Consider the following 21,018-nt stretch of genomic DNA (forward strand, 5'->3'; position numbering starts at 1 on the left):
GTCATCCCCTCACGATCGCCAGGACCTCGTCGCGCAGCGCGGCGACGGAGGCCGCGTCGGCGGCTTCGACGTTGAGCCGCAGCAGCGGCTCGGTGTTGGAGGCGCGCAGGTTGAACCACGAGCCGTCGGGCAGGGCGACGGTGAGACCGTCCAGCTCGTCGAGCGTGACGCCCTCGCGAGCGCCGAACTCCGCCTTGATGGCCGCCAGCCTGCCCGCCTGGTCGGCCACCGTCGAGTTGATCTCGCCGGAGGCGGCGTAGCGCTCGTAGGCGCTGGTCAGGGCGGACAGCGGACCGTCCTGCTCGCCGAGCGCGGCCAGCACGTGCAGCGCGGCCAGCATGCCGGTGTCGGCGCGCCAGAAGTCGCGGAAGTAGTAGTGGGCGGAGTGCTCGCCGCCGAAGATCGCGCCGGTGCGGGCCATCTCCTCCTTGATGAAGGAGTGGCCGACGCGGGTGCGCACGGGCGTGCCGCCGTGCTCGCGCACGATCTCGGGGACCGCGTGCGAGGTGATCAGGTTGTGGATGACCGTGCCGCCCGGGTCCTTGGCCAGCTCGCGCACCGCGACCAGCGCGGTGATGGCGCTCGGGGACACCGGCTCGCCGCGCTCGTCCACCACGAAGCAGCGGTCGGCGTCGCCGTCGAACGCGACACCGGCGTCCGCGCCCTCCTCCTTGACCCGGGCCTGCAGGTCCACGATGTTCTTCGGGTCCAGCGGGTTGGCCTCGTGGTTGGGGAAGCTGCCGTCCAGCTCGAAGTACATCGGGACGACCTCGACGGGCAGGCCCTCGAACACCTTCGGGACGGTGTACCCGCCCATGCCGTTGCCCGCGTCCACGACGACCTTCAGCGGCCGGGAGCCGGACAGGTCGACCAGTTCGTGCAAGTAGGCGGCGTAGTCGGCGAGCATGTCCCGCTCGGAGACCGTGCCCGGGGTCACCCCTTCGGCGTCGGCGACGCCCTGCTCGACGTCGGCGCGGATCTGCGCGAGCCCGGAGTCCTGGCCGACCGGCGCGGCGCCCGCGCGGCACAGCTTGATGCCGTTGTACTTCGCCGGGTTGTGGCTGGCGGTGAACATCGCGCCGGGCAGGTCGAGCTTGCCGGAGGCGAAGTAGAGCATGTCCGTGCTGGCCAGGCCGATGCTGACGACGTCGACGCCCTGCGCGGTCACGCCCTCGGCGAACGCGGCGGCCAGCCCCGGCGAGGACTCGCGCATGTCGTGGCCGACGACGACGGCGGGCCCGCCGACCAGCCGCGCGAAGGCCGCGCCGAACTCGCGGACGACGTCCGCGTCCAGCTGCTCCCCGACGACACCGCGGATGTCGTAGGCCTTGACGATGCCGGACAGATCGCGCACAGCCACACTCCCGGATTGGCTCTTGACGTGGGCGTGCCGAAGCCTACCGGCGCGGCTGTCAGAGCCGTGTCGGGTCCGTTCAGTCTTCGTTCGGATCGGGCAGGACGCGCAGGTGACCTCGTCGGATCGTGCCCGCCGGCACCTCGGGCGCCTCGACCGGCCGATCCGCCCGCCCGGCCTCCCGCACGGCCTCGGCCAACGCCGTCAGGTCGTCCACGGTGGGTTCGGGGGCGACGAACTGCCCCTGGTGCCGGACGACCTCCCAGCCGCGCGGCGCGGTGAGGCGCAGCGCGTGCTCCTCGCAGAGGTCGTAGCTGTGCGGCTCGGAGTAGGTGGCCAGGGGTCCGACGACCGCCGTGGAGTCCGCGTAGGCGTACGTGAGCGTGGCGACTGCCGGGTTCGCGCACCCGGTTCGCGAGCACCGTCTCACGCTCCGCACGGCGGGGACGATATCGCGTCCGGGCGCAGGTGTGTTGGATTGCCCTCAGCGCGTCGGTGGACTTGGCCAAGTCGACCCCCGCCGACCCGCCTGGTGACCACCCCGCCGGCCGGGGCAACTAACCTGTACGCCGTGGTGATGGCCAGGGGTTCCCGACGTCAAGGCCCGTCGAGCCGACGCAGGCGCGACCGCCACGGCCGAGGCCTGCGCGGCCCGCTGTACCCGGCGACCCTCCCGGCGGCCCGCAGCCGGGCGGAACGCTTCGACGCCCTGGTCCTGGAAGCCCTGGAACCCATCGAGGCCCGCTGGCGCACCGAGCTGACCCAGCTGGACGTGGCGGTGGACGACGTCCCGGACGTCCAGGCGACGTCCGAGGACGGCGACGTGGTCGAGGACGGCAACGTCCCCCTGGCCCGCCTGCTCCCGGCGGGAACGGACCGCCGAGCCCGCATCGTCCTCTACCGCCGCCCGCTGGAGGCCCGAGCGAAGGACGGCTCGGACCTGGCCGACCTGGTCCACGACGTCCTGGTGGAACAGGTGGCCAACTACCTGGGCCTGGACCCGGACGTCATCGACGGCGAATAACCAACGCGCCTTCAACGGGCTGCCAAGCCACAGGAAGGGCCTCGGTTCGTTCCCCGTACGGCCTGGGCGCAGCCCAACCGCGCTTGGGTCTTGTTTGCAACCACGCTTCACCGGTTGCAAACAAGACCCAAGGGTGGTTGCCTCCGGCAGGCCGTACGGGGAACGAACCGACGCCCTTCCACCCCCGGGGGCCTGCCGCGCGGCGAGCGCCGCTTTTCAGCTTTTACGCTTCAAACCCGCCGCCGCGAGGGAATAGCCGTCAACACGGCGAACAACGCCGCAGCGGCCTGGACCAGCAACAACAGCTCCCGCAACGTGCTGGAAGCCTCGACCCGCACCTCAGAAGCCGTGGCCGGGACCGGCACCCCCACCAGGTGCCCCCAAGCCCGCACCACGGCCACCGCCCGCCCGTCGACGGTCGCCGACCACCCCGGCTCCTCCTCCGCCGCGACGACCAGCAACCGCCCCTCCGGCCCTTCCGACACCCGCACCCCCACCTCGGGCGCGGCGGACTCCACCGGGGCGATGCCGGGCACCCCGAGCGAGTCCGGCGGCATCCCGCCGGTCCGCGCCCGCCGGGCCAGCTCCGGCGACAGCAGCACCGCGTTCCCCGCCGCCAACTGGACCCGGTACACCGGCCGACCGTCCGACATCGGCGGGGCGACCGCGACCAGGTCGCCCACGGCGTCGCGCAACCGCTGCCCCGACGCCCGGTCCTCCGTCACCACGAACGCCACCCCCGACGCCGCCGCCTGGGCCAACGCCGTCCGAGCCGCCCGCGCGTCCCCGCCCACGAGGTCCCGGTGCCACCGGTCCAGCCGGGACGCCGCCCCGGGCACCGGCACAAGATCATCATCACCGAACGCGGGCATCCGCCCGGCCACCTGCCGCGTGGGCGTCCCGAGCACCAGCACCGACCGACCGGTCCGGGGCAACTCCTGCTCCACGGTCGACGGCAGCCGAGCCCCGTCAGCGGTCAGCGGCCCGGACCGCATCCCGACGAACCCGCACCCCACCAACGCCACCACCGCGAGCACCCCACCCAGGGCGAACGCCCGCTCCAAACCCGACCCCGACCCGAACCCCGAACCCGCACCCGACCCGAACCCCGAACTCGCACCCGACCCGAACCCCGACGCCGACGCGAACCCCGACCCCGCACCCACCGGCCGCGCGTCCCGCCGACAAGCCGCCAGCACCACCCACAGCAACCCCCACGACGCGACCACCAGCGGCGCGCCGACCCAGCCCCGCTCCGCCGGCCCGCCCACGACCGGCGACACCTCGACCGTCCGCAGCACGACCACCGCGAGCCCGGCCCCGACGACCACCACCAACCCGGGCACCATCGGCCGCGAGAACCTCAGCGCCAGCGCCCCCGCCGCGAACAGCACCACCACCCCGCCGACGAACGGCAGCGCCCCCGGCCCGCCGGGCCGCAGCGTCAGCAGGTCCACGACCCCCACCGGCGCGGACGGCACGAACGCGCCCACCCCGTGCAGCACGATCGACGGGTGCTGCAAGACCACCGCCGGCCACGGCATGAGCAGCGCCATCGGCAGCAGCACCACGATGAACAGCCCGGCCACCCGCCGCCGCCCGTCACCGACCCGCCCCGGCACGGCGACGAACCCGACCAGCGCCCCCACCGCCACCAGCGCGTGCACCAGCGGCGAGAACGCGCCCACCACGGCCAACCCCAGCGCCGTCCCGGACGCGACCGGCAGCCACGACGTCCCCGACCCGCCCCGCAGCACCGCGAGCACCCCGGCGAACACCGCCGGCAGGAAGACGTGGACCACGACGACGTCCAGCCGACCCTGGCTCACGGCCGACGTCGCCGCCGGGACCAGCGCGTACGCCGCCGCCACCACCGCCCGGACCGGCCGCCGCACGGGCAGCCGCCGCGTCGCCGCGTAAGCCGACAACCCGGCCAGCGGCGCGTTGAACACCATCAGCCCGGCCACGGCGACCGCGGGCCCGCCGACCAGCACGCCGAACGTCCCCAGCACGGCAAGCGCCGCCGGCGCGGGGGCCGACGTCCCGCCCGCCACCGGGTGCCACGCCGCCAGGTACTCCGACCACACCTCGCCCAGCGACGGCACCGGCAGCAGCCGCCCGCCGGACAGGTCCAGCCCGATCCGCGCCGCGTTGGCCAGCACCCCGAACACCACCAGGCCCAGCACCAGCACCAGCGGCGGGCCGAGCACCAGCGACCACAGCACCCGCGCCCGGTCGACCTCGACGAACACCACGGACCCGCCGCGCGGCACGGGCGAGGGCCGGGGCCGCGGCGACGGGCGCAACGAGCCGCGCAGCGGCGCCTCCACCGGCACCGTCGTGGCCGGCCGCCGCAACCCGCCGGTCACCCGCACCGGCCGCCGCCGCGACAGGACACCGGCCGGCAGCGCCGCCGGACCGACCACCCGACGCTCCACTTCGGACGGTGGCGACCACGCGACCGGCCGCACGTCGTCCTCCGGCAGCCTGCCCAGCGCCGCGTCGGCCTCGACCCGCCGCCGGATCAGGTAGGCCGACGCGCCGCGAACGGCGTTGCGCAGCCGGGTGATCCGCGTCGTGAACAGCCCGCGCACCACGCCCTTCGCCGGCCGCGCCGCCCGGCCCGCGCGCAGCCCGGCGCGTCCACCCAGGACGTACCCGACCGCGCCCAGTTCCCCGCGCGCGTCGGAGAACCTCCGCACCACGAGGAAGCCCAGCGCGCGCAACAACCCGAGCACCGCGAGCCGCGGCACGCCCCACAGGAACGCCGCGCCGCCGCAGTTGACCAGGAACGTCCGCAACCCGTGCGCGCGGTCCACCCCGCGCAGCAGCGGGCCGGGCCGGGCGACCGCCGCGTCCAGCTTGCGCATCCCGCGCGACGCCGCGCGCACGTGCCGCATCCGCGCCACCGGGACCGACAGCACCAGGTGCCCGGCGCGGTTGGCGCGCCAGCCGAAGTCGATGTCGTCGCGCAGCAGCGGCAGCTTCCGGTCGTAACCGCCCAGCGACTCCCACACCGCGCGCCGGATCAGCGAGCCGGCCGACGGCACGGCCAGCGCCTCGGTGCTCTGGTGGAACGCCCCGGCGAACTCCACCCCGCCGATGCCGGTCTGCCGGTGCCCGGACGAGTCCGTGGACAACCCCGCCTCGACCACCAGCCGCGGGTCGGCCCAGTCCAGGCTCAACGGGCCCAGCACGGCCGCCGACGGTGACACCTCGGCGGCGGTCAGCAGCAGCGACAGGCAGTCCGGGTCGGGCGCGCAGTCGTCGTGCAGCAGCCACAGCCAGGCGCCCGGGTCACCCCAGCGCTGGACCGCGTGGTCGACGGCCGCGTGGACCGCTTCGGCGAACCCCGTGCCGCGGGGCAGCGTCAGCACCCCGTCGATCACCCGATCGGTACCTTCCGCCGCCTCGGCGAGGATCTTCGGCGTGCGGTCGAGGGACCCGGTGTCGACGGCGATCACGTGCCGCGGCCGGGGGCGCTGCCGGCGCAGCGCGGACAGGGCCGTGCCCAGCCACTGGTCGCCGTCGTGGCACACCAGCACGGCCAGCACGGGCACGGTGCGCAGCCGTGGAGTGGCGCCGCTCGTCAAGTGCCGCTCCCGTCCGTCCGACAACCCGTGGACGACACGGTAAGGCAGAGCGCGCCGAAACGATCACACGGCGCGCTTTTTGAGCTTCCTCCGCTCCCGTTCGGACAACCCGCCCCAGATCCCGAAGCGCTCGTCGTGCTGGAGCGCGTACTCCAGGCACTCGGAGCGCACCTCGCAGCCCAGGCAGATCCGCTTGGCCTCGCGCGTCGAGCCGCCCTTCTCCGGGAAGAACGCCTCCGGGTCGGTCTGCGCGCACAGGGCGCGCTCCTGCCAGTCCTGCTCGTCGGTCGCGTCGAAGAGTTCCGTGAACACCACCGACTCCCGCGCCGGCGCGTCCCCGTCCACCTCACGACCCCCGTCGATTTCCCGCATACCGTCCGCCTCCTCGCCTTCCGCTCTCCCCGGTTGGCGGACACCACTCGCCGTCCCCACAACGACGAATGACACCGATGTGATTACACCTGTGTCACAACACCCGGTCAAGCCGAGTCCACAGGACGGGGGATATTCCCGCGTTCGGCGGGGAAAACCTTGACTGGCAGCACAGACGGTGATTCGCACGGCACACCGAGCGACAACCGCTGCCCGAACGGCCCAAAGCCGCCTGCCTTGTCGACCACCGCGTCGAGGGGGCCACACTGGTGGGGTGAAGCGATCAGCGGTGCGACCCAGTCCACTGTTCCTCGGCCTGCTCGCGATCACGGTGGCAGGCGCCGTGCTGACCCTCTTCGGCGACCCGGAGAGCCCGATCGACGACCCCGTGGTGATCGCCGGCACCGTGCTGTTCGTGCTCGGCGGCTGGGCGGTTTCCCTGTGCCTGCACGAGTTCGGGCACGCCGTCGTCGCCTACAAGGGCGGCGACTACGCGGTGAAAGCACGCGGTTACCTGACGCTGGACATCCGCCACTACACCGACCCGATCATGTCCCTGGTGCTGCCCCTGGTGCTGCTGGCGTTCGGCGGCATCCCGCTGCCCGGCGGCGCGGTGTGGATCAACCACCACGCCCTGCGCAACAAGCGGGTCGAGTCGCTGGTCTCGCTCGCCGGACCGGTGAGCAACCTGGTGCTCGGCGCGCTGCTCAGCCTCTCGGTGCTGCTCTTCCAGCCGCCCGCCGGCCTGGCCGCCGCGCTGTCCTACCTGGCGCTGCTCCAGATCCTGGCGTTCGTGCTGAACATCCTGCCGGTGCCGGGCCTGGACGGCTGGGGCGTGATCGAGCCCTGGATGTCCTACCAGGCGCAGCAGTTCGGGGCGAAGGCCCGGCCGTGGGCGCCGCTGGTGCTGTTCGCGGTGCTGCTGGCGTTCCCGGCGATCGCGGCGATCTTCTTCGACCTGTCCTACACCGTGTTCGGACTGGTCGGCGGCGAGCCGCTGTGGGCCGGGCTGGGGCAGGGCACCTTCATGTTCTGGCGCTGAGTGTCGGCCGCTGCGGCCCCGGTGGGAGGATGGCGTCCCGTGAAGGTCGTCGTACTGGTGGGAGGGGTCGGCGGGGCTCGGTTCCTCGTCGGCCTGAAGTCGTTGTTGGGTGCTCCGGAGCACGAGGTCACCGCGGTGGTGAACACCGGGGACGACGTGTGGATGCACGGGTTGCGGATCACCCCCGACCTGGACACCTGCATGTACACCCTGGGCGGTGGGATCGACGTCGAGCGCGGCTGGGGCCGGGCCGACGAGTCGTGGACGGTCAAGGAGGAGCTGGCGAAGTACGGCGCGGAGCCGACCTGGTTCGGCCTCGGCGACCGGGACATCGCCACGCACCTGGTCCGGACCCGGATGCTGCGCGCGGGGTACCCCCTGTCGGCCGTGGTGGAGGCGCTGTGCCACCGGTGGCAGCCGGGCGTGCGGCTGCTGCCGATGTCCGACGACCGGGTGGAGACCCACGTGGTCGTGTCCGAGGGCGACGAGACCCGGGCGATCCACTTCCAGGAGTGGTGGGTCAAGCACCGCGCGGCGCTGCCGGCGCAGTCGTTCGCGTCGGTCGGCGCGGAGTCCGCGACCGCCGCGCCGGGCGTGGTGGACGCGATCCTGGAGGCGGACGTGGTGCTGCTGGCGCCGTCGAACCCGGTGGTGAGCGTCGGCACGATCCTGGCCGTGCCGGGCATCCGGGACGCGCTGCGCAAGACCGAGGCCGGCGTGGTGGGCCTGTCCCCGATCATCGGCGGCAAGCCGCTGCGCGGGATGGCGGACGCGTGCCTGACCGCGATCGGCGTGGAGACCTCGGCGGAGGCGGTGGGCCGGCTCTACGGGTCGCGCAAGACCACCGAGGGCGGCGTGCTGGACGGGTGGCTGGTGCACACCGGCGACCGGTGCGACGTGCCCGGCGTGGCGGTGCGCGCGGTGCCGCTGCTGATGTCCGATGTGGACGCGACGGCGGCGATGGCCCGCGCGGCGCTGGAACTGGCCGGTGTCTCCGTTGGCTGACCACGCGGCCGGCGGCGCGGTCACGGTCCTGCCGGTCACCGGGCTGCCGGAGTTCCGGCCGGGTGACGACCTGGCGGGCGCGATCGCGTCCGCCGCGCCCTGGCTGGAGTCCGGCGACGTGGTCGTGGTGACCAGCAAGGTGCTGTCCAAAGTGGAAGGTCGGCTGGTGTCCGTGCCGACCGACCCCGAGCAGCGCGACGCCGTGCGCCGGTCCCACGTCGAGGCGGAGGCGGTGCGCGTGATCGCCCGGCGCGGGCGGACGCTGATCACCGAGAACAAGCTGGGCGTCGTGCAGGCGGCGTCCGGGGTGGACGCGTCGAACGTGGCAGGCGACGAGATCGCGTTGCTGCCGGTGGACCCGGACGGGTCGGCGGCGGCGCTGCGGGCGGCCCTGTCCCAGGCGCTGGGGGTCGAGGTGGCGGTCGTGGTGACCGACACCATGGGCCGGGCGTGGCGGGTCGGGCAGACCGACGCGGCGATCGGCGCGGCCGGGCTCGCGGTGCTGCACCGGTACGCGGGCTCGGTGGACGCGCAGGGCAACGAGCTGCTGGTGACCGAGGTGGCGGTGGCCGACGAGGTCGCCGCCGCGGCGGACCTGGTGAAGGGCAAGCTCGGCGCGGTGCCGGTGGCCGTGGTGCGGGGCCTCGCGGTCGCCGACGACGGGTCGTCGGCGCGGGACCTGGTGCGGCCGATCGAGGACGACCTGTTCCGGCTGGGCGTCGAGGAGGCGGTGGCGCAGGGGCGGGCCGAGGCGGTGCTGGTGCGCCGGTCCGTGCGGTCGTTCACGGCCGACCCGGTGGACGCGGCGGCGCTGCGGCGGGCGGTGGGCGCGGCCCTGACCGCCCCGGCGCCGCACCACACGCGCCCGGTGCGGTTCGTGCACCTGCGGGCCCGTCGGGTCGCGCTGCTGGACGCCATGCGGGAGCGCTGGCGGTCCGACCTGGCGGCCGACGGGTGGTCGGCGGAGCGGATCGAGCGGCGGGTGGCGCGCGGCGACTTCCTGCGCGCCGCGCCGGAGGTCGTGCTGCCGTTCCTGGTCGCGGAGGGCGCGCACAGCTACCCGGACGTGGCGCGGACGGCGGCGGAGCGCACGATGTTCACCATCGCGGGCGGCGCGGCCGTGCAGGGGCTGCTGGTGGCGCTGGCGGCCGAGGGCCTGGGGTCGTGCTGGGTGTCGTCCACGATCTTCTGCCCGGACGTGGTCCGGGACGTCCTGGGCCTGCCGGACACGTGGGAGCCGTTGGGCGCGGTGGCGGTGGGCCACCCGGTCGAGCCGTTGACCCCGCGCGCGCCGCGGGGTGTCGAGGAAGGGTTCCTGGAGCTGTGAGCCTGCACGCGGACGCGGTGGACGTGCTGACGGCCTGGCGGCCGGCCGGCCGGGAGCAGGAGGCCCTGCGCCAGGCGTACCTGGGCTTCCTGGCCGCGCGGCCGGACGCCTGCGAGCGGTCCTGCGTGCCGGGGCACGTCACCGCGTCCGCGCTGGTGCTCGACGCGACGGGTGAGCGGACGCTGCTGACGCTGCACCCGCGCGTGGGCCGGTGGTTGCAGCTGGGCGGGCACTGCGAGCCGTCCGACGAGACGCTGGCCGGCGCGGCGCTGCGGGAGGCGACGGAGGAGAGCGGCATCCGGGGGCTGCGCATCGACCCGGCGCCGGTCCACCTGGACGTGCACCCGATCACGTGCTCGCTGGGCGTGCCGACGCGGCACTTCGACGTGCGGTTCGTGGTGCGCGCGCCGGTGGGCGCGGCGGCGGTGCGCAGCGCGGAGTCGGTGGACCTCCAGTGGTGGCCGGTGGACGACCTGCCGTCGAACGCCGACGACCTGCACCCGATGGTGCAAGCGGCGCTGGCTCAGATCGCGCGGTAGTCGCGGGGCGAGAAGCGCGGGGCGAAGCGGGGCTTGCGGGCGCCGGACAGTTCCACGTACCGGACCGCGCGGTGGCGTTGCGGCGAGTAGGGCGACAGCTCCTCGGCCATGCCGTCGTCGTCCAGCGGGCGGCCGAGCAGGGCCCAGCCGACCAGGCCCGCGAGGTGGAAGTCGCCGAAGCTGACGGCGTCCGCGTCGCCCCACCCGCGCTGCGCGACCTCGGCCGCCGTCCACACCCCGATGCCGGGCACCTTGCGCAGCAGCGCCCGACCGGCCTCGCCGCGCAGCCGTGCCGCGTCCTCCAGCCGGTGCGCGACCTGCGCGGCGGCGATGAGGGCCCGCCGGCGGGCCCCGTCCACGCCGGCCCGGTGCCACTCCCAGTCGTTGATCGACAGCACCGCGCGCGGCGTCGGCGGCACGAACATCCCGGTCGCCGGCCCCGGCGCGGGCGTGCCGAACCGGCGGCACAGCTGGGCGTAGGAGCGGTGCGCCTCGGTCGAGGTCACCTTCTGCTCCAGCACGGCCGGCAGCAGGCAGTCCCACACCCGTCCCGTGGACCCCAGGCGCACGCCCGGCCGCCGCCGCCGGGTCTCGGCGACCAGCGGGTGGTGGCACTCGAACGCCGAGTCGTCGTCGTCCGCGCCCAGCAGCGCGGGCAGGCCGTCCAGCAGCCACTCCGCGCCCGCGCCGAACGCCTCCGCCTCGACGGCGTCCGGGCGGGTGATGTGCAGCGTGCCGGGCCCGGCCGGCGTGTTCGCGGTCAGCCAGACGCCCTCGACCGCGCGGAACGCGACGTCACCGGGTCCCCGCCGGAGGGGGCCGATGACGGCCCCCAGGTCCAGCGGGAAGTCCGGCCGCCAAGTCCTACGCATCGGTCGAGAACCGCACCCCTGCCTCGGGCAGCACGACACCCGGCCACACCCGCGCGCCGCCGATCAACTCGCACCGGGCGCCGATCACCGCGCCGTCGCCGATCACGGCGTCCCGGACCACCGCGCCGGCCTGGACCAGGGCGTTGGCCCCGACGACGCTGCGCTCGACCACCGCGCCCTCGCCGACCACCGCGCCGTCGAACAGCACGGACCCGTCGACCACCGCGCCGGAGGCGACCGTGCACCCGAGGCCGACGGTCGAGCCGCCGGTCAGCCGGGCGCCGTCGTCCACCTTCGCGTCCGCGAGGACGATCGCGTCACCGGGCGCGGCGGGCAGCGCGGCGGACGGCGCGACCCCGCGCACCAGGTCCGCCGAGCCCTGCACGAACGCGGCGGGCGTGCCCAGGTCGAGCCAGTAGGAGGTGTCGACGTGGCCCTGGAGCCGCGCGCCGGACTCCAGCAGCCCGGGGAACGTCTCGCGCTCCACCGACACCGGCCGCCCGGCCGGGATGGCCTCGATCACCGAGCGCTTGAAGACGTAGCAGCCGGCGTTGATCTGGTCGGTCGGCGGGTTCTCGGTCTTCTCCAGGAACGCCGTCACCCGGCCGTCGGCGTCGGTCGGCACGCAGCCGAACCGGCGCGGGTCCTCCACCTTGACCAGGTGCAGCGTGACGTCGGCCTCGTTCACGCGGTGGGTGTCCAGCACGGCGCGCAGGTCCACACCGGACAGGATGTCGCCGTTGAAGACCATCACGTCGGGCTCGCGCAGCAGGTGCGCGACGTTGCGGATGGCGCCGGCGGTGTCCAGCGGCACCTCCTCGACGACGTACTCCAGCTCCAGGCCGAGCGACGAGCCGTCGCCGAAGTGCTCCTCGAACACCTCGGCCTTGTAGGACGTGCCGAGCACCACATGCGTGATGCCGACCTCCCGGATGCGGGAGAGCAGGTGCGTGAGGAACGGCACCCCCGCCGTGGGCAGCATCGGCTTGGGGGCCGAGAGGGTCAGTGGCCGCAGGCGGGTCCCCTTGCCCCCGACCAGAACCACAGCCTCGGCGCCTTGCAGCTCCGACATGCCGTTTTTCCTCCTCCGCTTACTTCCGCTCGTGGATGCGAATACTCTGGCACGAGCACCTTGACGACACTGGCACAGGTCCGGTGTCGCGGAGCGTCACCGATCGGCACGCCGGCTCCCCGGGAGCCGGCCCAAGGGAAACGCAGGAGAGATCCGGATGGACCCCCGCGCTCGGGCCGACGCGGCGCTCGCCCGTGCTCGTGCACGTGGCATCCACGTCGTGACCCCGGACAACATGACGAGCCCGATGGACTCGTCGGCCACCCAGCAGATCCCGAGATCGATGGTCAACGCCGCCGACCCGCGCGTGGTGGACCCGGATTCCACGATGATCCTGTCGGCCCAGGCGGCGGCCGGCCGCGCCCCGCAGACCCAGCCGCTGCCCGCACAACCCCAGCCCCTCCAGGCCCCCCACAACCCAGCCCCGCACAACCAGGCCCCGCACAACCAGGCTCCCCACGGCCAGGCTCCCCACGGCCAGGCCCCGCAGACCCAGCCGCTCCCGGCCGCCGGCCCGCCCGGGCACCAGCAGGCCCCCGCCGCGCCGCCCGCGCCCCAGCCGGAGCCGGAGCTGCGGGTCGCGCCCGGTCCGGTGCCGACGGTGCAGCAGGTGTCCACCTCGCGGCCGTCGCTGTCGCAGCGCCTGTCGGGCGGCCAGGACCAGCCCCCGCAGGGGCTGTCCCAGCGCCTCAACGGCTGAGCGGCTCAGGACCGGCGGGTCACCAGGCGCAGCCGCAGGCCCAGGCCCGTGCGCACCGCGAACCGCAGGGGAGCCCACAACGGCCCCTGGTGCCGGTCCGACAGGTACCGGTAGGCGCTGCTGTGGTGGGCGGCCAGCATCCGGTTCGACATCTTCGACGTCGAGTGCCCGCCGATGTGCGTCACCGACGCGTCCGGCACGTACACGTTCAGCCACCCGGCCCGGCCGAGCCGCTCGCCGAGGTCCACGTCCTCGAAGTACATGAAGTACCGGGGGTCGAAGCCGTCCACCGAGTCGAACGCCTCGCGCCGCAGGAGCAGGCAGGACCCGGACAGCCAGCCGGCCGGCCGTTCGCGCACCTCGGCCGTCTCCTGCCGGTACTCGCGCGTCCACGGGTTGCCCGGCCACACCTTGCCGAACACCGCGTGCCCCAGCCCCCGCCCCAGCGACGGGAGCTGCCGCGCCGACGGGTAGACCTCGCCGCTCGGCTCGTGGATCAGCGGCCCGAACGCGCCGCCGCGCGGCCACCGCTTGGCGGCCTCCAGCAACACGTCCAGCGAGCCCGGGTCCCACGACACGTCGGGGTTGGCCACGACCACCCAGCCGTACTCGTCGGACAGCGACGCCACGCCCCGGTTCGCCGCCGCCCCGTACCCGAGGTTGCCGCCGGTGGGCAGGAAGGTCACCGAGGGCGACGCCGCCGCCGCCCGCTCGGGCGCGCCGTCGGTCGAGCCGTTGTCGGCCAGGACGACAGCCACCGGGCGGGTCGTCGCCCCCGCCAGGGTGGACAGGAAGGTGTCCAGGGTTTCCCCCGGCGAGTAGGTGACGGTCACGACCGCCAGTCCGTCTCCGTAGCGCGTCACGCCGGCCACCCTAGTGGCGTCAGCGGCGGTGGGTCCGGAAGGCCCTCTCGTAGGCCAGGCGGTGCCGCGCGGCGGAGGTGGACCACGTGAAGTCCTTCGCCCGCACCAGGGCCGCCGACGACAGGGCCGCCCGGCGGGCCGGGTCGTCGAGCAGCTCGCCGAGCGCCGCCGCGATGTCGCCCGCGCCGACCCCGCAGTACGCGACCGCGTCGCCGCCCACCTCGGGCAGGCTCAGCCGCCGGGTGGTCAGCACGGCCGCGCCGCACGCCATCGCCTCCAGGACCGGCAGCCCGAACCCCTCGCCCAACGACGGGTAGGCCACCACGTCCGCGCCGCCGAGGAACCCGGCCAGCTGCCCGAACGGCAGGTACCCGGCGCGGATCACGCGGATGCGGTGCGGCACGGCGTCCAGCGCGCGTTCGACCTGGCTGTCCCACCCGGGTTGGCCCGCGAGCACGAGCGTCGGCGGGTGCGCCCGGCCCCGGCACGCCTGCGCGAAGCCGCGGATCAGCGCCGGCACGTTCTTGCGCGGCTCCAACGCGCCCAGGAACGCCACATACGGCGCGTCGCCGAGGGACAGGGTCCGCCGGACGGCCGCGACCTCCTCGGGCGTCGGCGGGTGGAACCGCTCGGTGTCCACGCCGTGCTGGGCGATGTGCAGCACCCGCCGGTCGGCGCCGGCGACGCGGGTCAGCTCGTCGGCGGTGGCCCGGCTGGGCACCACGCACAGCGCGGCCCGGCGCAGCGACGCCCGCGTCCACGCGCGGAAGAAGCGGGCCTTGACCGACGAGTGCAGGACCGGGTCGGTGAAGAAGGTGGCGTCGTGCAGGGTGACGACGGAGGCGGCGCGGCTGGCCAGCGGCACGGTGTAGTGCGGCGAGTGCACGACCCCCACGCCCAGGCGGGAGGCCAGGCGCGGCAACGAGGTCTGCTCCCAGGTCAGGCGCGCGGTGCGGGTCGCGACGGCGTCGGCGGCGGCGATCACGCGGGAGTGCGGGGCGAGCCTGGTGTAGAGCTCGGCGTCGCGCGGCTGGCACACGACGCTGATCTTCGCGCCTTCCACGTCCAGGGCCGCGACCAGCGAATCCACGTACCGGCCCACGCCACCCCGGTCCGTCGGCACGGCGGTGGCGTCGATCAGCACGCTGGGTTCGACGGACGACACGCGGTGAAGGGTACGGGGGGCGACGCCCCGGTTACCCGGGATTGGCTCAAACGGGACGCGGCCGACCGGGCGACAGGTGCGCCGACCACACCTCCCGGGCCGCGTTGTCCCAGGTGAACGCCTGTGCGCGGACGCGGCCGGCGGCGACTATGCGGTGCGCTACACCCTCGTCGGACAGCACCGTCCGCAGCGCCCGCGCCAAAGCCGCGCGATCGCCCCGGGGCGTCACCAGCCCGGCCCCGCCACCCACCTCCACCAGCGCCGGGGCGTCGGAGTGGACCACCGGGACGCCGGCCGCCATCGCCTCCGCCACCGGCAGCCCGAACCCCTCGGCGAGGCTGGGCGCGGCGAGCACGGCGGCGCGGCGCAGGACGAAGGCCAACCGCGCGTCGGTGAGCCGGCCCAGCAGCCGCACGTGCGGAGCGCGCAGGTCCACCCCGCCCCACCCCTGCGGACCGACGACCACCAGGGGCACGCCCAGCTCGGCGGTGGCCTCGACCAGCACGTCGAAACCCTTGCGCGGCTCGATGGTGCCGATGGCGAGGACGTACCGGTCGGGCACGTCCACCGGCTCCTCGGCGGGGAACCCGGTGACCCCGTTGTGGATCACGTGCACGGGCGCGCTGCCCGGCGCGTACCGGCGCAGCTCGTCCGCGACCGCCCACGTGGGCACGACGATCGCCCGCGCCCGGGACACCGCGCGCAGCACCACCTTGCGGTGCCAGGCCGCGCCGCGCCGGGTCAGCGTCTCGGGGTGGGTCCACGGGACGGTGTCGTGCACGGTGACGACGACCCGGCCGCGCGGCGGGGCGAGCGGGGTGGGCGCGTGCACGGCGTCGCCGCCGGGCCAGTACGGGACGCCGTGCTCCCACGCGGCGATCAGCGCGCGGCGCGGCAGCGGCAGCACCTTCGGCCCGAGCACGCCGGGGACCCGGGCGGCCGAGGTGTCGGCCCGCCGGCTCACCGCGCCGGTGACCTCCCAGCCGGGCGGGGCGGTCCGGGCCAGCGCGGCGGCCAGCTCGCGGGTGTACCGGCCGGTCCCGCCGGGCACGGGGGCCAGCAACTGCTCGGTCAGCACAACCAGGTTGGGCACGTCGCGTACCGTCTCACGCCGTGCCCACCCCCGGTACGACGGTGGTCGTGGTGACGTGGCGCGGTCGCGCCCACATCACCGCGTGCCTCGACGCGCTCGCCCGGCAGCGTCCACGCCGGACGATCGTGCTGGACAACGCGTCCGACGACGGCACCGCCGAGCTGCTCGCCCGGCACCCGAGCGCGCCGGAGGTGGTCCGGCTGGACCGCAACCGGGGTTACGCGGGCGGCCTGGCGGCCGTGCTGCCGCTGGTCGAGACCGAGTACACGGCCTGGCTCAACGACGACGCCGTGCCCGACGACGGCTGGCTGGCGGCCCTGGAGCAGGCGCTCGCGGACGACCCCGGCGCCGCCGCGGCGACGTCGTCGATGCTGCTCGCGGACGGGTCCACGCAGTCGGTGGGCGTGGCCCTGACCGCCGACGGGCACGGCGCGGACCTGGTGCTCGCCGGGCGCGAGGTGTTCGGGTTCTGCGGCGGCGCGGCCCTGCTCCGGACGGACGCGCTGCGCGCGGTGGGCGGCGTCCCGGCGGGCTTCTTCTGCTACTACGAGGACACCGACACGGCGTGGCGGCTGCGCCTGGCGGGCCACCGGGTGGTCTCGGTCGGCCCGGCCCGCGTCCGCCACCGGCACGGCGCGAGCACCCGCCCCGGCTCCCGGCTGTTCCACCGCTGGAACGAGCGCAACCGGCTGCTCATGCTGCTGCGCTGCGCGCCCCTCCCGGTGGCCTTGGCCCGGTTGGCGCACTTCACGGCGTTGACGGCGGCCCTGGTCGTGCGCCGGGGCCCGCAACCCGCGAACTTCCGCGTCGCGCTGCGTGTCCAGGTGCTCGCGGAGATCCTCTTCCGGTTGCCGGCGACGCTCGCCCAGCGGGTGGCGGTCGGCCGCCGGTCGACGGTCTCCCGCCGCGCCGTGTGGCGCGAGTGGGCGGGCCGGTAGGAAGGGTTGCCGACGAGGGGAGAGGTGTGGCCGAGTACATCGCCCTCCGGACCGAGGACGGGGCGTTCGTCCCGTTCGAGGTCGAGGAGGAGTACGACGGGCCCGTGCGGGCCGGGCGGAAGTTGGACGAGGCGTTGGGGGTGGTCGACCAGACGCTGGAGGCCGGGGTCGACAACGCCCGCCGGCTCGCGCGGGCGGTCGCGGAGAAGATCGGGGCCATGCCGGACTTCCGACCCGACAAGGTGATGGTCGAGGTCGGGTTGAAGGTGACCGCCGAGGCCGGGGTGGTGATCGCCAAGTCCGGGGTCGAGGCGCACGTCAAGATCACCGCCGAGTGGCAGCGGGCGAACCTGCCCACCGCCCCCGCCGAGGACGACGACGACCGGGACGACCCCGCGGACGACGCCGGTTCGGCCGGATAGGGCACCTTCGTCGAACGCGCCGGCGGGGCATGAGGCAGGCTTAACGCGTGGAGCGAGCGAGCCTGCCTGACGTGTCGGTGGTCGTGGTGAACTACCGCGGCGCCGAGGACACCATCACCTGTCTGCGCGCGCTGTACGCCGACCTGTCCTACCCGGCGGAGAAGTTGCAGGTCGTGTGCGTGGACAACGCGTCGGGCGACGGCAGTGCGGAGCGCATCCGCGCCGCCGTGCCCGCGGCCACCGTGGTCGAGGCGCCGGCCAACCTGGGTTTCGCGGGCGGGTGCAACCTGGGTGCGCGGCACGCGACCGGGTCGGTGCTCGCGTTCCTCAACAACGACGCCCGCCCGCACCCGGACTGGGTGCGCGCGGCGGTGCGGGTGCTGCGCGACGAGCCGACCGTGGGCGCGGTGGCGAGCAAGGTGCTGGACTGGGACGGCCAGGCGATCGACTTCGTCGACGGCGGGCTGACCTGGTTCGGGATGGGCTACAAGCGGCACGCGGGCGAGCCCGACGACGGGTCGCACGACGCCCCGAAGGACGTCCTGTTCGGGACCGGGTCGGCGCTGCTGGTGCGCGCGCCGCTGTTCCGCGAGCTGGGCGGGTTCGACGAGCGCTTCTTCATGTTCTACGAGGACGTGGACCTCGGGTGGCGGCTGAACCTGCGCGGCTGGCGGGTGCGGTTCGAGCCGAAGTCCCTGACCTACCACAAGCACCACGGCTCCATGTCCACTGTGGACACCAGTCGCGAGCTGTACCTGTTGGAGCGCAACGCCCTCGCCACCCTCTACAAGAACGCCTCCGACGAGACGCTGGCCAAGGCGCTGCCCGCCGCGCTCGCGCTGTGCGTGCGCCGGGCCACCGCGCGCGGCGAGATCGACCCGACCCAGCTGGAGATCACCCGGCGGCCGGCGGACCCGGCGGCGGACGCCGAGCCGGTGCCCGTGCCGCGGCAGGCGCTGGCCGGGTTCCTGGCGATCGACCAGTTCGTGGAGCTGCTGCCGGCGCTGGCGGAGTCGCGCAAGGTCGAGCAGGCGGCGCGGGCGGTGAGCGACGCGGACCTGGTCACGTTGATGCGCAAGGCACTGGAGCCCGCGTACCCGCTGGAGCGCTACCTGGCGGCGCACGACGTGCTGGTCGAGGCGTTCGGGATCGACGAGCTGTACGGGCGTCCGCGCCGGGTGCTGATCGTGACCGGTGACGCGATCTCGGAGCGCATGGCCGGTCCGGCGATCCGGGCGTGGCACATGGCGGAGGTGCTGTCGGCGGAGCACGACGTGCGGCTGGTGACGTTCAACCCGCTGTGCATGCCGCCCGAGGCGCGCTTCGCGGTCCACGGCGTGCAGCCGCGCGACATCGACCCGCACCTGGTGTGGGCGGACGTGGTCGTGCTGCAAGGGCACGCGTTGGAGTTCCTGCCGCAGCTGCGCCAGCCGCAGTCGAACAAGGTCGTGGTGTGCGACATCTACGACCCGATGCACCTGGAACTGCTGGAGCAGGGCCGCGACGCCACCGACGAGCAGCGCGAGAAGGACCTCGAAGGCGTGCAGCGCGTGCTGGACAACCAGTTGCGGCGCGGCGACTTCTTCCTGTGCGCGTCCGAGCGCCAACGCCACTTCTGGCTGGGCCACCTGGCGTCCATGGGCCGCCTGACCCCGACCCTCTACGACAACGACCGCACGACCCGGTCGCTGCTGGCCGTCGCCCCGTTCGGCCTGTCCGGCAAGCCGCCGCAGCGCACCGGCCCCGGCCTGCGCGACGCGCTGGGCATCGCCCCGGAGGACAAGGTCGTGCTGTGGGCGGGCGGCGTGTACTCGTGGTTCGACCCGCTGACCCTCATCCGGGCCGTGGACCGGTTGCGGGACAAGCACTCCGACGCGCGCCTGGTGTTCCTGGGGATGAAGCACCCCAACCCCGAGGTGCCCGACATGGACATCGCCGACCACACCCGGCTGCTGGCCGAGCAGCTCGGCCTCACCGGCACGCACGTGTTCTTCAACGAGACCTGGGTGCCCTACCACGACCGGCAGAACTGGCTGCTGGACGCGAACGCGGGCGTCACCACGCACTACGAGCACGTGGAGACGACGTTCGCGTTCCGCACGCGGGTGCTGGACTACCTGTGGTCGGGCCTGCCGATCGTGACGACCGACGGCGACGCGTTCGCGGACCTGGTGTCCCGCGAGGGCCTCGGCGTCGTGGTGCCCTCGGAAGACCCGGACGCGCTGGCCGCCGCGTTGGAGAAGGTCCTGTACGACACCGAGTTCGCGACAGCGTGCGCGGAACGCATAGCGGTCGTGCGGGATCGCTTCACCTGGGAGGCGGTCCTGGAACCGCTCGTGGAGTTCTGCCGCCACCCGCGCCCGGCCGCCGACCGGCTGCCCGGCGTCGCGCCGATGGTGCGCAACCCGCCGTTGGGGCGCAAGGAGAAGCTGCAACGGGACGTGCGGCTCGTGCGGGACTACCTGAGCCAGGGCGGTCCGCGCGAGGTGGCCAAGCGGGCGACCGGCCGCGTGTTGAAGAAGTTGCGCGGGCATGGCTAAGCCGCTGAAGGTCCTCATCGACGGCACCCCGCTGCTCGGCCACCGCACGGGGATCGGCCGCTACACCGCCGCGCTGGCCGAGGAACTGGCGTCGATGCCCGGCGCCGTGGAGGTGCGGGCGGTCGCGTTCACCCTGCGCGGGTGGCGCGCGCTGCGCACCGTGCTGCCGCACGACGTGGTCGCCCGGGGCCTGCCGGTCTCGGCGCGCCTGCTGCGCCAGTTCTGGCTGCGCGGGCCGTTCCCGCCGGTGGAACTCCTGGCCGGGCCGACCGACGTCATGCACGCCACGAACTTCGTGCTGCCGCCGGCGATCCGGGCGGGCGGCGTGACCACGATCCACGACCTGGCGTTCCTCGACGCCCCCGGCGACTTGCCGCCGTCGGACCGCAGGCTGCCCGAGCTGGTGCGGAAGTCCGCGCTGCGGGCCGACATCGTGTGCACGCCGACCCAAGCCGTGGCGAACGTCGTGACGGACCGCTTCGGCGTGGAGCCGGACAAGATCGTCGTGACCCCGCTGGGCGTGGACCCGGCGTGGTTCGCCGCCAGGCCCCCGTCCGCCGGCCTCCGCTCCCGCCTGGGCCTGCCCAGCGAATACCTCCTCTTCGTAGGCGCCGGCGGCCCCCGCAAGGGCCTCTCCACCCTCCTGGACGCCCACGCCGCAACCCCATCACTTCCCCCGCTGGTCCTGGCCGGCCCAGGCGAGTCCCGTGTGGACGGTCGTGTGCTGCGCACCGGCTACCTCAACGACGTGGACCTGCGCAGCGTCGTGGCCGGCGCGGCCACCCTCGTCCTCCCCTCCCGCGACGAGGGCTTCGGCCTCCCCGTCCTGGAAGCGTTGGCCTGCAACGTGCCCGTCGTGTGCACCGACGTCCCGGCGCTGCGCGAGACCGCCGGCGGCCACGCGACCCACGTCCCGGTGGGCGACCCGGAAGCCCTGGCGCACGCCCTGACCACCGCCGTGGAGACCGAACCCAACGCCACCGCCCAAGCCGCCCGCCGCGCCCACGCCTCGGGCTACACCTGGCGCAACACCGCGGAGAAGACCCTGGAGGCGTACCGACTCGCCGCCGCCGCGCGCCGGTAGCGTCGAACGGGTG

General features: G+C 74.6%; 19 protein-coding genes. 10 read left to right on the forward strand and 9 right to left on the reverse strand.

Annotated elements, in window-relative coordinates:
- Position 1: 1 nt before the first annotated feature.
- Both ABD126_RS22600 and ABD126_RS22605 read right to left on the reverse strand, forming a co-directional pair.
- The gene (locus ABD126_RS22600; RefSeq protein WP_343935871.1) at positions 2–1,354 is read right to left on the reverse strand and encodes a phosphomannomutase/phosphoglucomutase; all 1,353 of its coding nucleotides are present in this window, start codon (positions 1,352–1,354) and stop codon (positions 2–4) included.
- Positions 1,355–1,433: 79 nt separating this feature from the next.
- Entirely contained in the window at positions 1,434–1,793 is a 360-nt protein-coding gene (locus tag ABD126_RS22605) for a DUF3499 domain-containing protein (protein ID WP_121225427.1), read from the reverse strand.
- Positions 1,794–1,931: 138 nt separating this feature from the next.
- Here ABD126_RS22605 and ABD126_RS22610 point away from each other — a divergent pair, with 138 nt between their 5' ends.
- Positions 1,932–2,378 carry a metallopeptidase family protein gene (locus ABD126_RS22610; RefSeq protein ID WP_343935946.1) on the forward strand — a complete coding sequence of 149 codons (447 nt, stop codon included), beginning with the start codon at positions 1,932–1,934 and terminating at the stop codon, positions 2,376–2,378.
- A 230-nt stretch (positions 2,379–2,608) separates the two neighbouring features.
- On the opposite strand, the gene ABD126_RS22615 is transcribed toward ABD126_RS22610, so the two are convergent.
- Positions 2,609–5,971 (reverse strand): glycosyltransferase, encoded by a 3,363-nt coding sequence (locus tag ABD126_RS22615; protein ID WP_343935872.1) that lies wholly within the window; start codon positions 5,969–5,971, stop codon positions 2,609–2,611.
- Positions 5,972–6,034: 63 nt separating this feature from the next.
- Entirely contained in the window at positions 6,035–6,343 is a 309-nt protein-coding gene (locus ABD126_RS22620; protein WP_343935873.1) for a WhiB family transcriptional regulator, read from the reverse strand.
- A gap of 274 nt (positions 6,344–6,617) precedes the next feature.
- On the opposite strand from ABD126_RS22620, the gene ABD126_RS22625 reads away from it, so the two are divergent.
- Genes ABD126_RS22625 through ABD126_RS22640 form a run of 4 tightly spaced genes read left to right on the forward strand, consistent with a single transcriptional unit; the run spans position 6,618 to position 10,256 of the window.
- Entirely contained in the window at positions 6,618–7,385 is a 768-nt protein-coding gene (locus ABD126_RS22625) for a site-2 protease family protein (RefSeq protein ID WP_343935875.1), read from the forward strand.
- Between the two features lie 39 nt (positions 7,386–7,424).
- Entirely contained in the window at positions 7,425–8,390 is a 966-nt protein-coding gene (gene cofD, locus ABD126_RS22630; protein WP_343935876.1) for a 2-phospho-L-lactate transferase, read from the forward strand.
- A complete protein-coding gene (locus ABD126_RS22635; RefSeq protein ID WP_343935877.1) occupies positions 8,383–9,717 on the forward strand; it encodes a coenzyme F420-0:L-glutamate ligase in 1,335 nt (444 codons plus the stop codon). The genes cofD and ABD126_RS22635 overlap by 8 nt, the downstream gene beginning before the upstream one ends.
- Positions 9,714–10,256 carry an NUDIX hydrolase gene (locus ABD126_RS22640; RefSeq protein WP_343935878.1) on the forward strand — a complete coding sequence of 181 codons (543 nt, stop codon included), beginning with the start codon at positions 9,714–9,716 and terminating at the stop codon, positions 10,254–10,256. The genes ABD126_RS22635 and ABD126_RS22640 overlap by 4 nt, the downstream gene beginning before the upstream one ends.
- On the opposite strand, the gene ABD126_RS22645 is transcribed toward ABD126_RS22640, so the two are convergent.
- Both ABD126_RS22645 and manB read right to left on the reverse strand, forming a co-directional pair.
- On the reverse strand, positions 10,241–11,128 hold the full coding sequence (locus ABD126_RS22645) for a DNA-3-methyladenine glycosylase family protein (RefSeq protein WP_343935879.1): 888 nt from the start codon (positions 11,126–11,128) through the stop codon (positions 10,241–10,243). The two genes, ABD126_RS22640 and ABD126_RS22645, sit on opposite strands and share 16 nt — an antisense overlap.
- A complete protein-coding gene (manB, locus tag ABD126_RS22650) occupies positions 11,121–12,200 on the reverse strand; it encodes a mannose-1-phosphate guanylyltransferase (protein ID WP_343935880.1) in 1,080 nt (359 codons plus the stop codon). The genes ABD126_RS22645 and manB overlap by 8 nt, the downstream gene beginning before the upstream one ends.
- 157 nt (positions 12,201–12,357) lie before the next feature.
- On the opposite strand from manB, the gene ABD126_RS22655 reads away from it, so the two are divergent.
- Positions 12,358–12,900, forward strand: a complete 543-nt coding sequence (locus ABD126_RS22655) for a hypothetical protein (RefSeq protein ID WP_343935881.1) — start codon at positions 12,358–12,360, stop codon at positions 12,898–12,900.
- 5 nt (positions 12,901–12,905) lie between these two features.
- Here the strand turns inward: ABD126_RS22655 and ABD126_RS22660 are convergent, their stop codons facing one another.
- From ABD126_RS22660 to ABD126_RS22670, 3 genes are all read right to left on the reverse strand, one after another.
- Positions 12,906–13,763 (reverse strand): glycosyltransferase family 2 protein, encoded by an 858-nt coding sequence (locus ABD126_RS22660; protein WP_343935882.1) that lies wholly within the window; start codon positions 13,761–13,763, stop codon positions 12,906–12,908.
- A 19-nt stretch (positions 13,764–13,782) separates the two neighbouring features.
- Entirely contained in the window at positions 13,783–14,907 is a 1,125-nt protein-coding gene (locus ABD126_RS22665) for a glycosyltransferase family 4 protein (protein WP_343935947.1), read from the reverse strand.
- A 67-nt stretch (positions 14,908–14,974) separates the two neighbouring features.
- Positions 14,975–16,021, reverse strand: a complete 1,047-nt coding sequence (locus ABD126_RS22670) for a glycosyltransferase family 4 protein (RefSeq protein WP_343935883.1) — start codon at positions 16,019–16,021, stop codon at positions 14,975–14,977.
- A 20-nt stretch (positions 16,022–16,041) separates the two neighbouring features.
- Between ABD126_RS22670 and ABD126_RS22675 the strand changes: the two genes are divergently transcribed.
- The 4 genes from ABD126_RS22675 to ABD126_RS22690 are packed head-to-tail and all read left to right on the forward strand — an operon-like array spanning position 16,042 to position 21,005.
- On the forward strand, positions 16,042–16,959 hold the full coding sequence (locus ABD126_RS22675) for a glycosyltransferase family 2 protein (RefSeq protein ID WP_343935884.1): 918 nt from the start codon (positions 16,042–16,044) through the stop codon (positions 16,957–16,959).
- Positions 16,960–16,985: 26 nt separating this feature from the next.
- On the forward strand, positions 16,986–17,381 hold the full coding sequence (locus tag ABD126_RS22680) for a CU044_2847 family protein (RefSeq protein WP_343935885.1): 396 nt from the start codon (positions 16,986–16,988) through the stop codon (positions 17,379–17,381).
- 47 nt (positions 17,382–17,428) lie between these two features.
- Positions 17,429–19,921: a glycosyltransferase gene (locus ABD126_RS22685; RefSeq protein WP_343935886.1), complete on the forward strand. Its 2,493-nt coding sequence runs from the start codon at positions 17,429–17,431 to the stop codon at positions 19,919–19,921.
- A complete protein-coding gene (locus ABD126_RS22690) occupies positions 19,914–21,005 on the forward strand; it encodes a glycosyltransferase family 4 protein (protein WP_343935887.1) in 1,092 nt (363 codons plus the stop codon). The genes ABD126_RS22685 and ABD126_RS22690 overlap by 8 nt, the downstream gene beginning before the upstream one ends.
- Positions 21,006–21,018 lie beyond the last annotated feature (13 nt).

Origin of the sequence: Saccharothrix mutabilis subsp. mutabilis (assembly GCF_039521145.1) — a bacterium.
Classification (GTDB): Bacteria; Actinomycetota; Actinomycetes; order Mycobacteriales; family Pseudonocardiaceae; genus Actinosynnema; species Actinosynnema mutabilis.

Coding starts and splice junctions, on each gene's coding strand:
- ABD126_RS22690 (WP_343935887.1), top strand. CDS start 19,914: ATGGCTAAGCCGCTGAAGGTCCTCATCGACGGCACCCCGCTGCTCGGC.
- ABD126_RS22610 (WP_343935946.1), top strand. CDS start 1,932: ATGGCCAGGGGTTCCCGACGTCAAGGCCCGTCGAGCCGACGCAGGCGC.
- ABD126_RS22655 (WP_343935881.1), top strand. CDS start 12,358: ATGGACCCCCGCGCTCGGGCCGACGCGGCGCTCGCCCGTGCTCGTGCA.
- manB (WP_343935880.1), bottom strand. CDS start 12,200: ATGTCGGAGCTGCAAGGCGCCGAGGCTGTGGTTCTGGTCGGGGGCAAG.
- ABD126_RS22645 (WP_343935879.1), bottom strand. CDS start 11,128: ATGCGTAGGACTTGGCGGCCGGACTTCCCGCTGGACCTGGGGGCCGTC.
- ABD126_RS22620 (WP_343935873.1), bottom strand. CDS start 6,343: ATGCGGGAAATCGACGGGGGTCGTGAGGTGGACGGGGACGCGCCGGCG.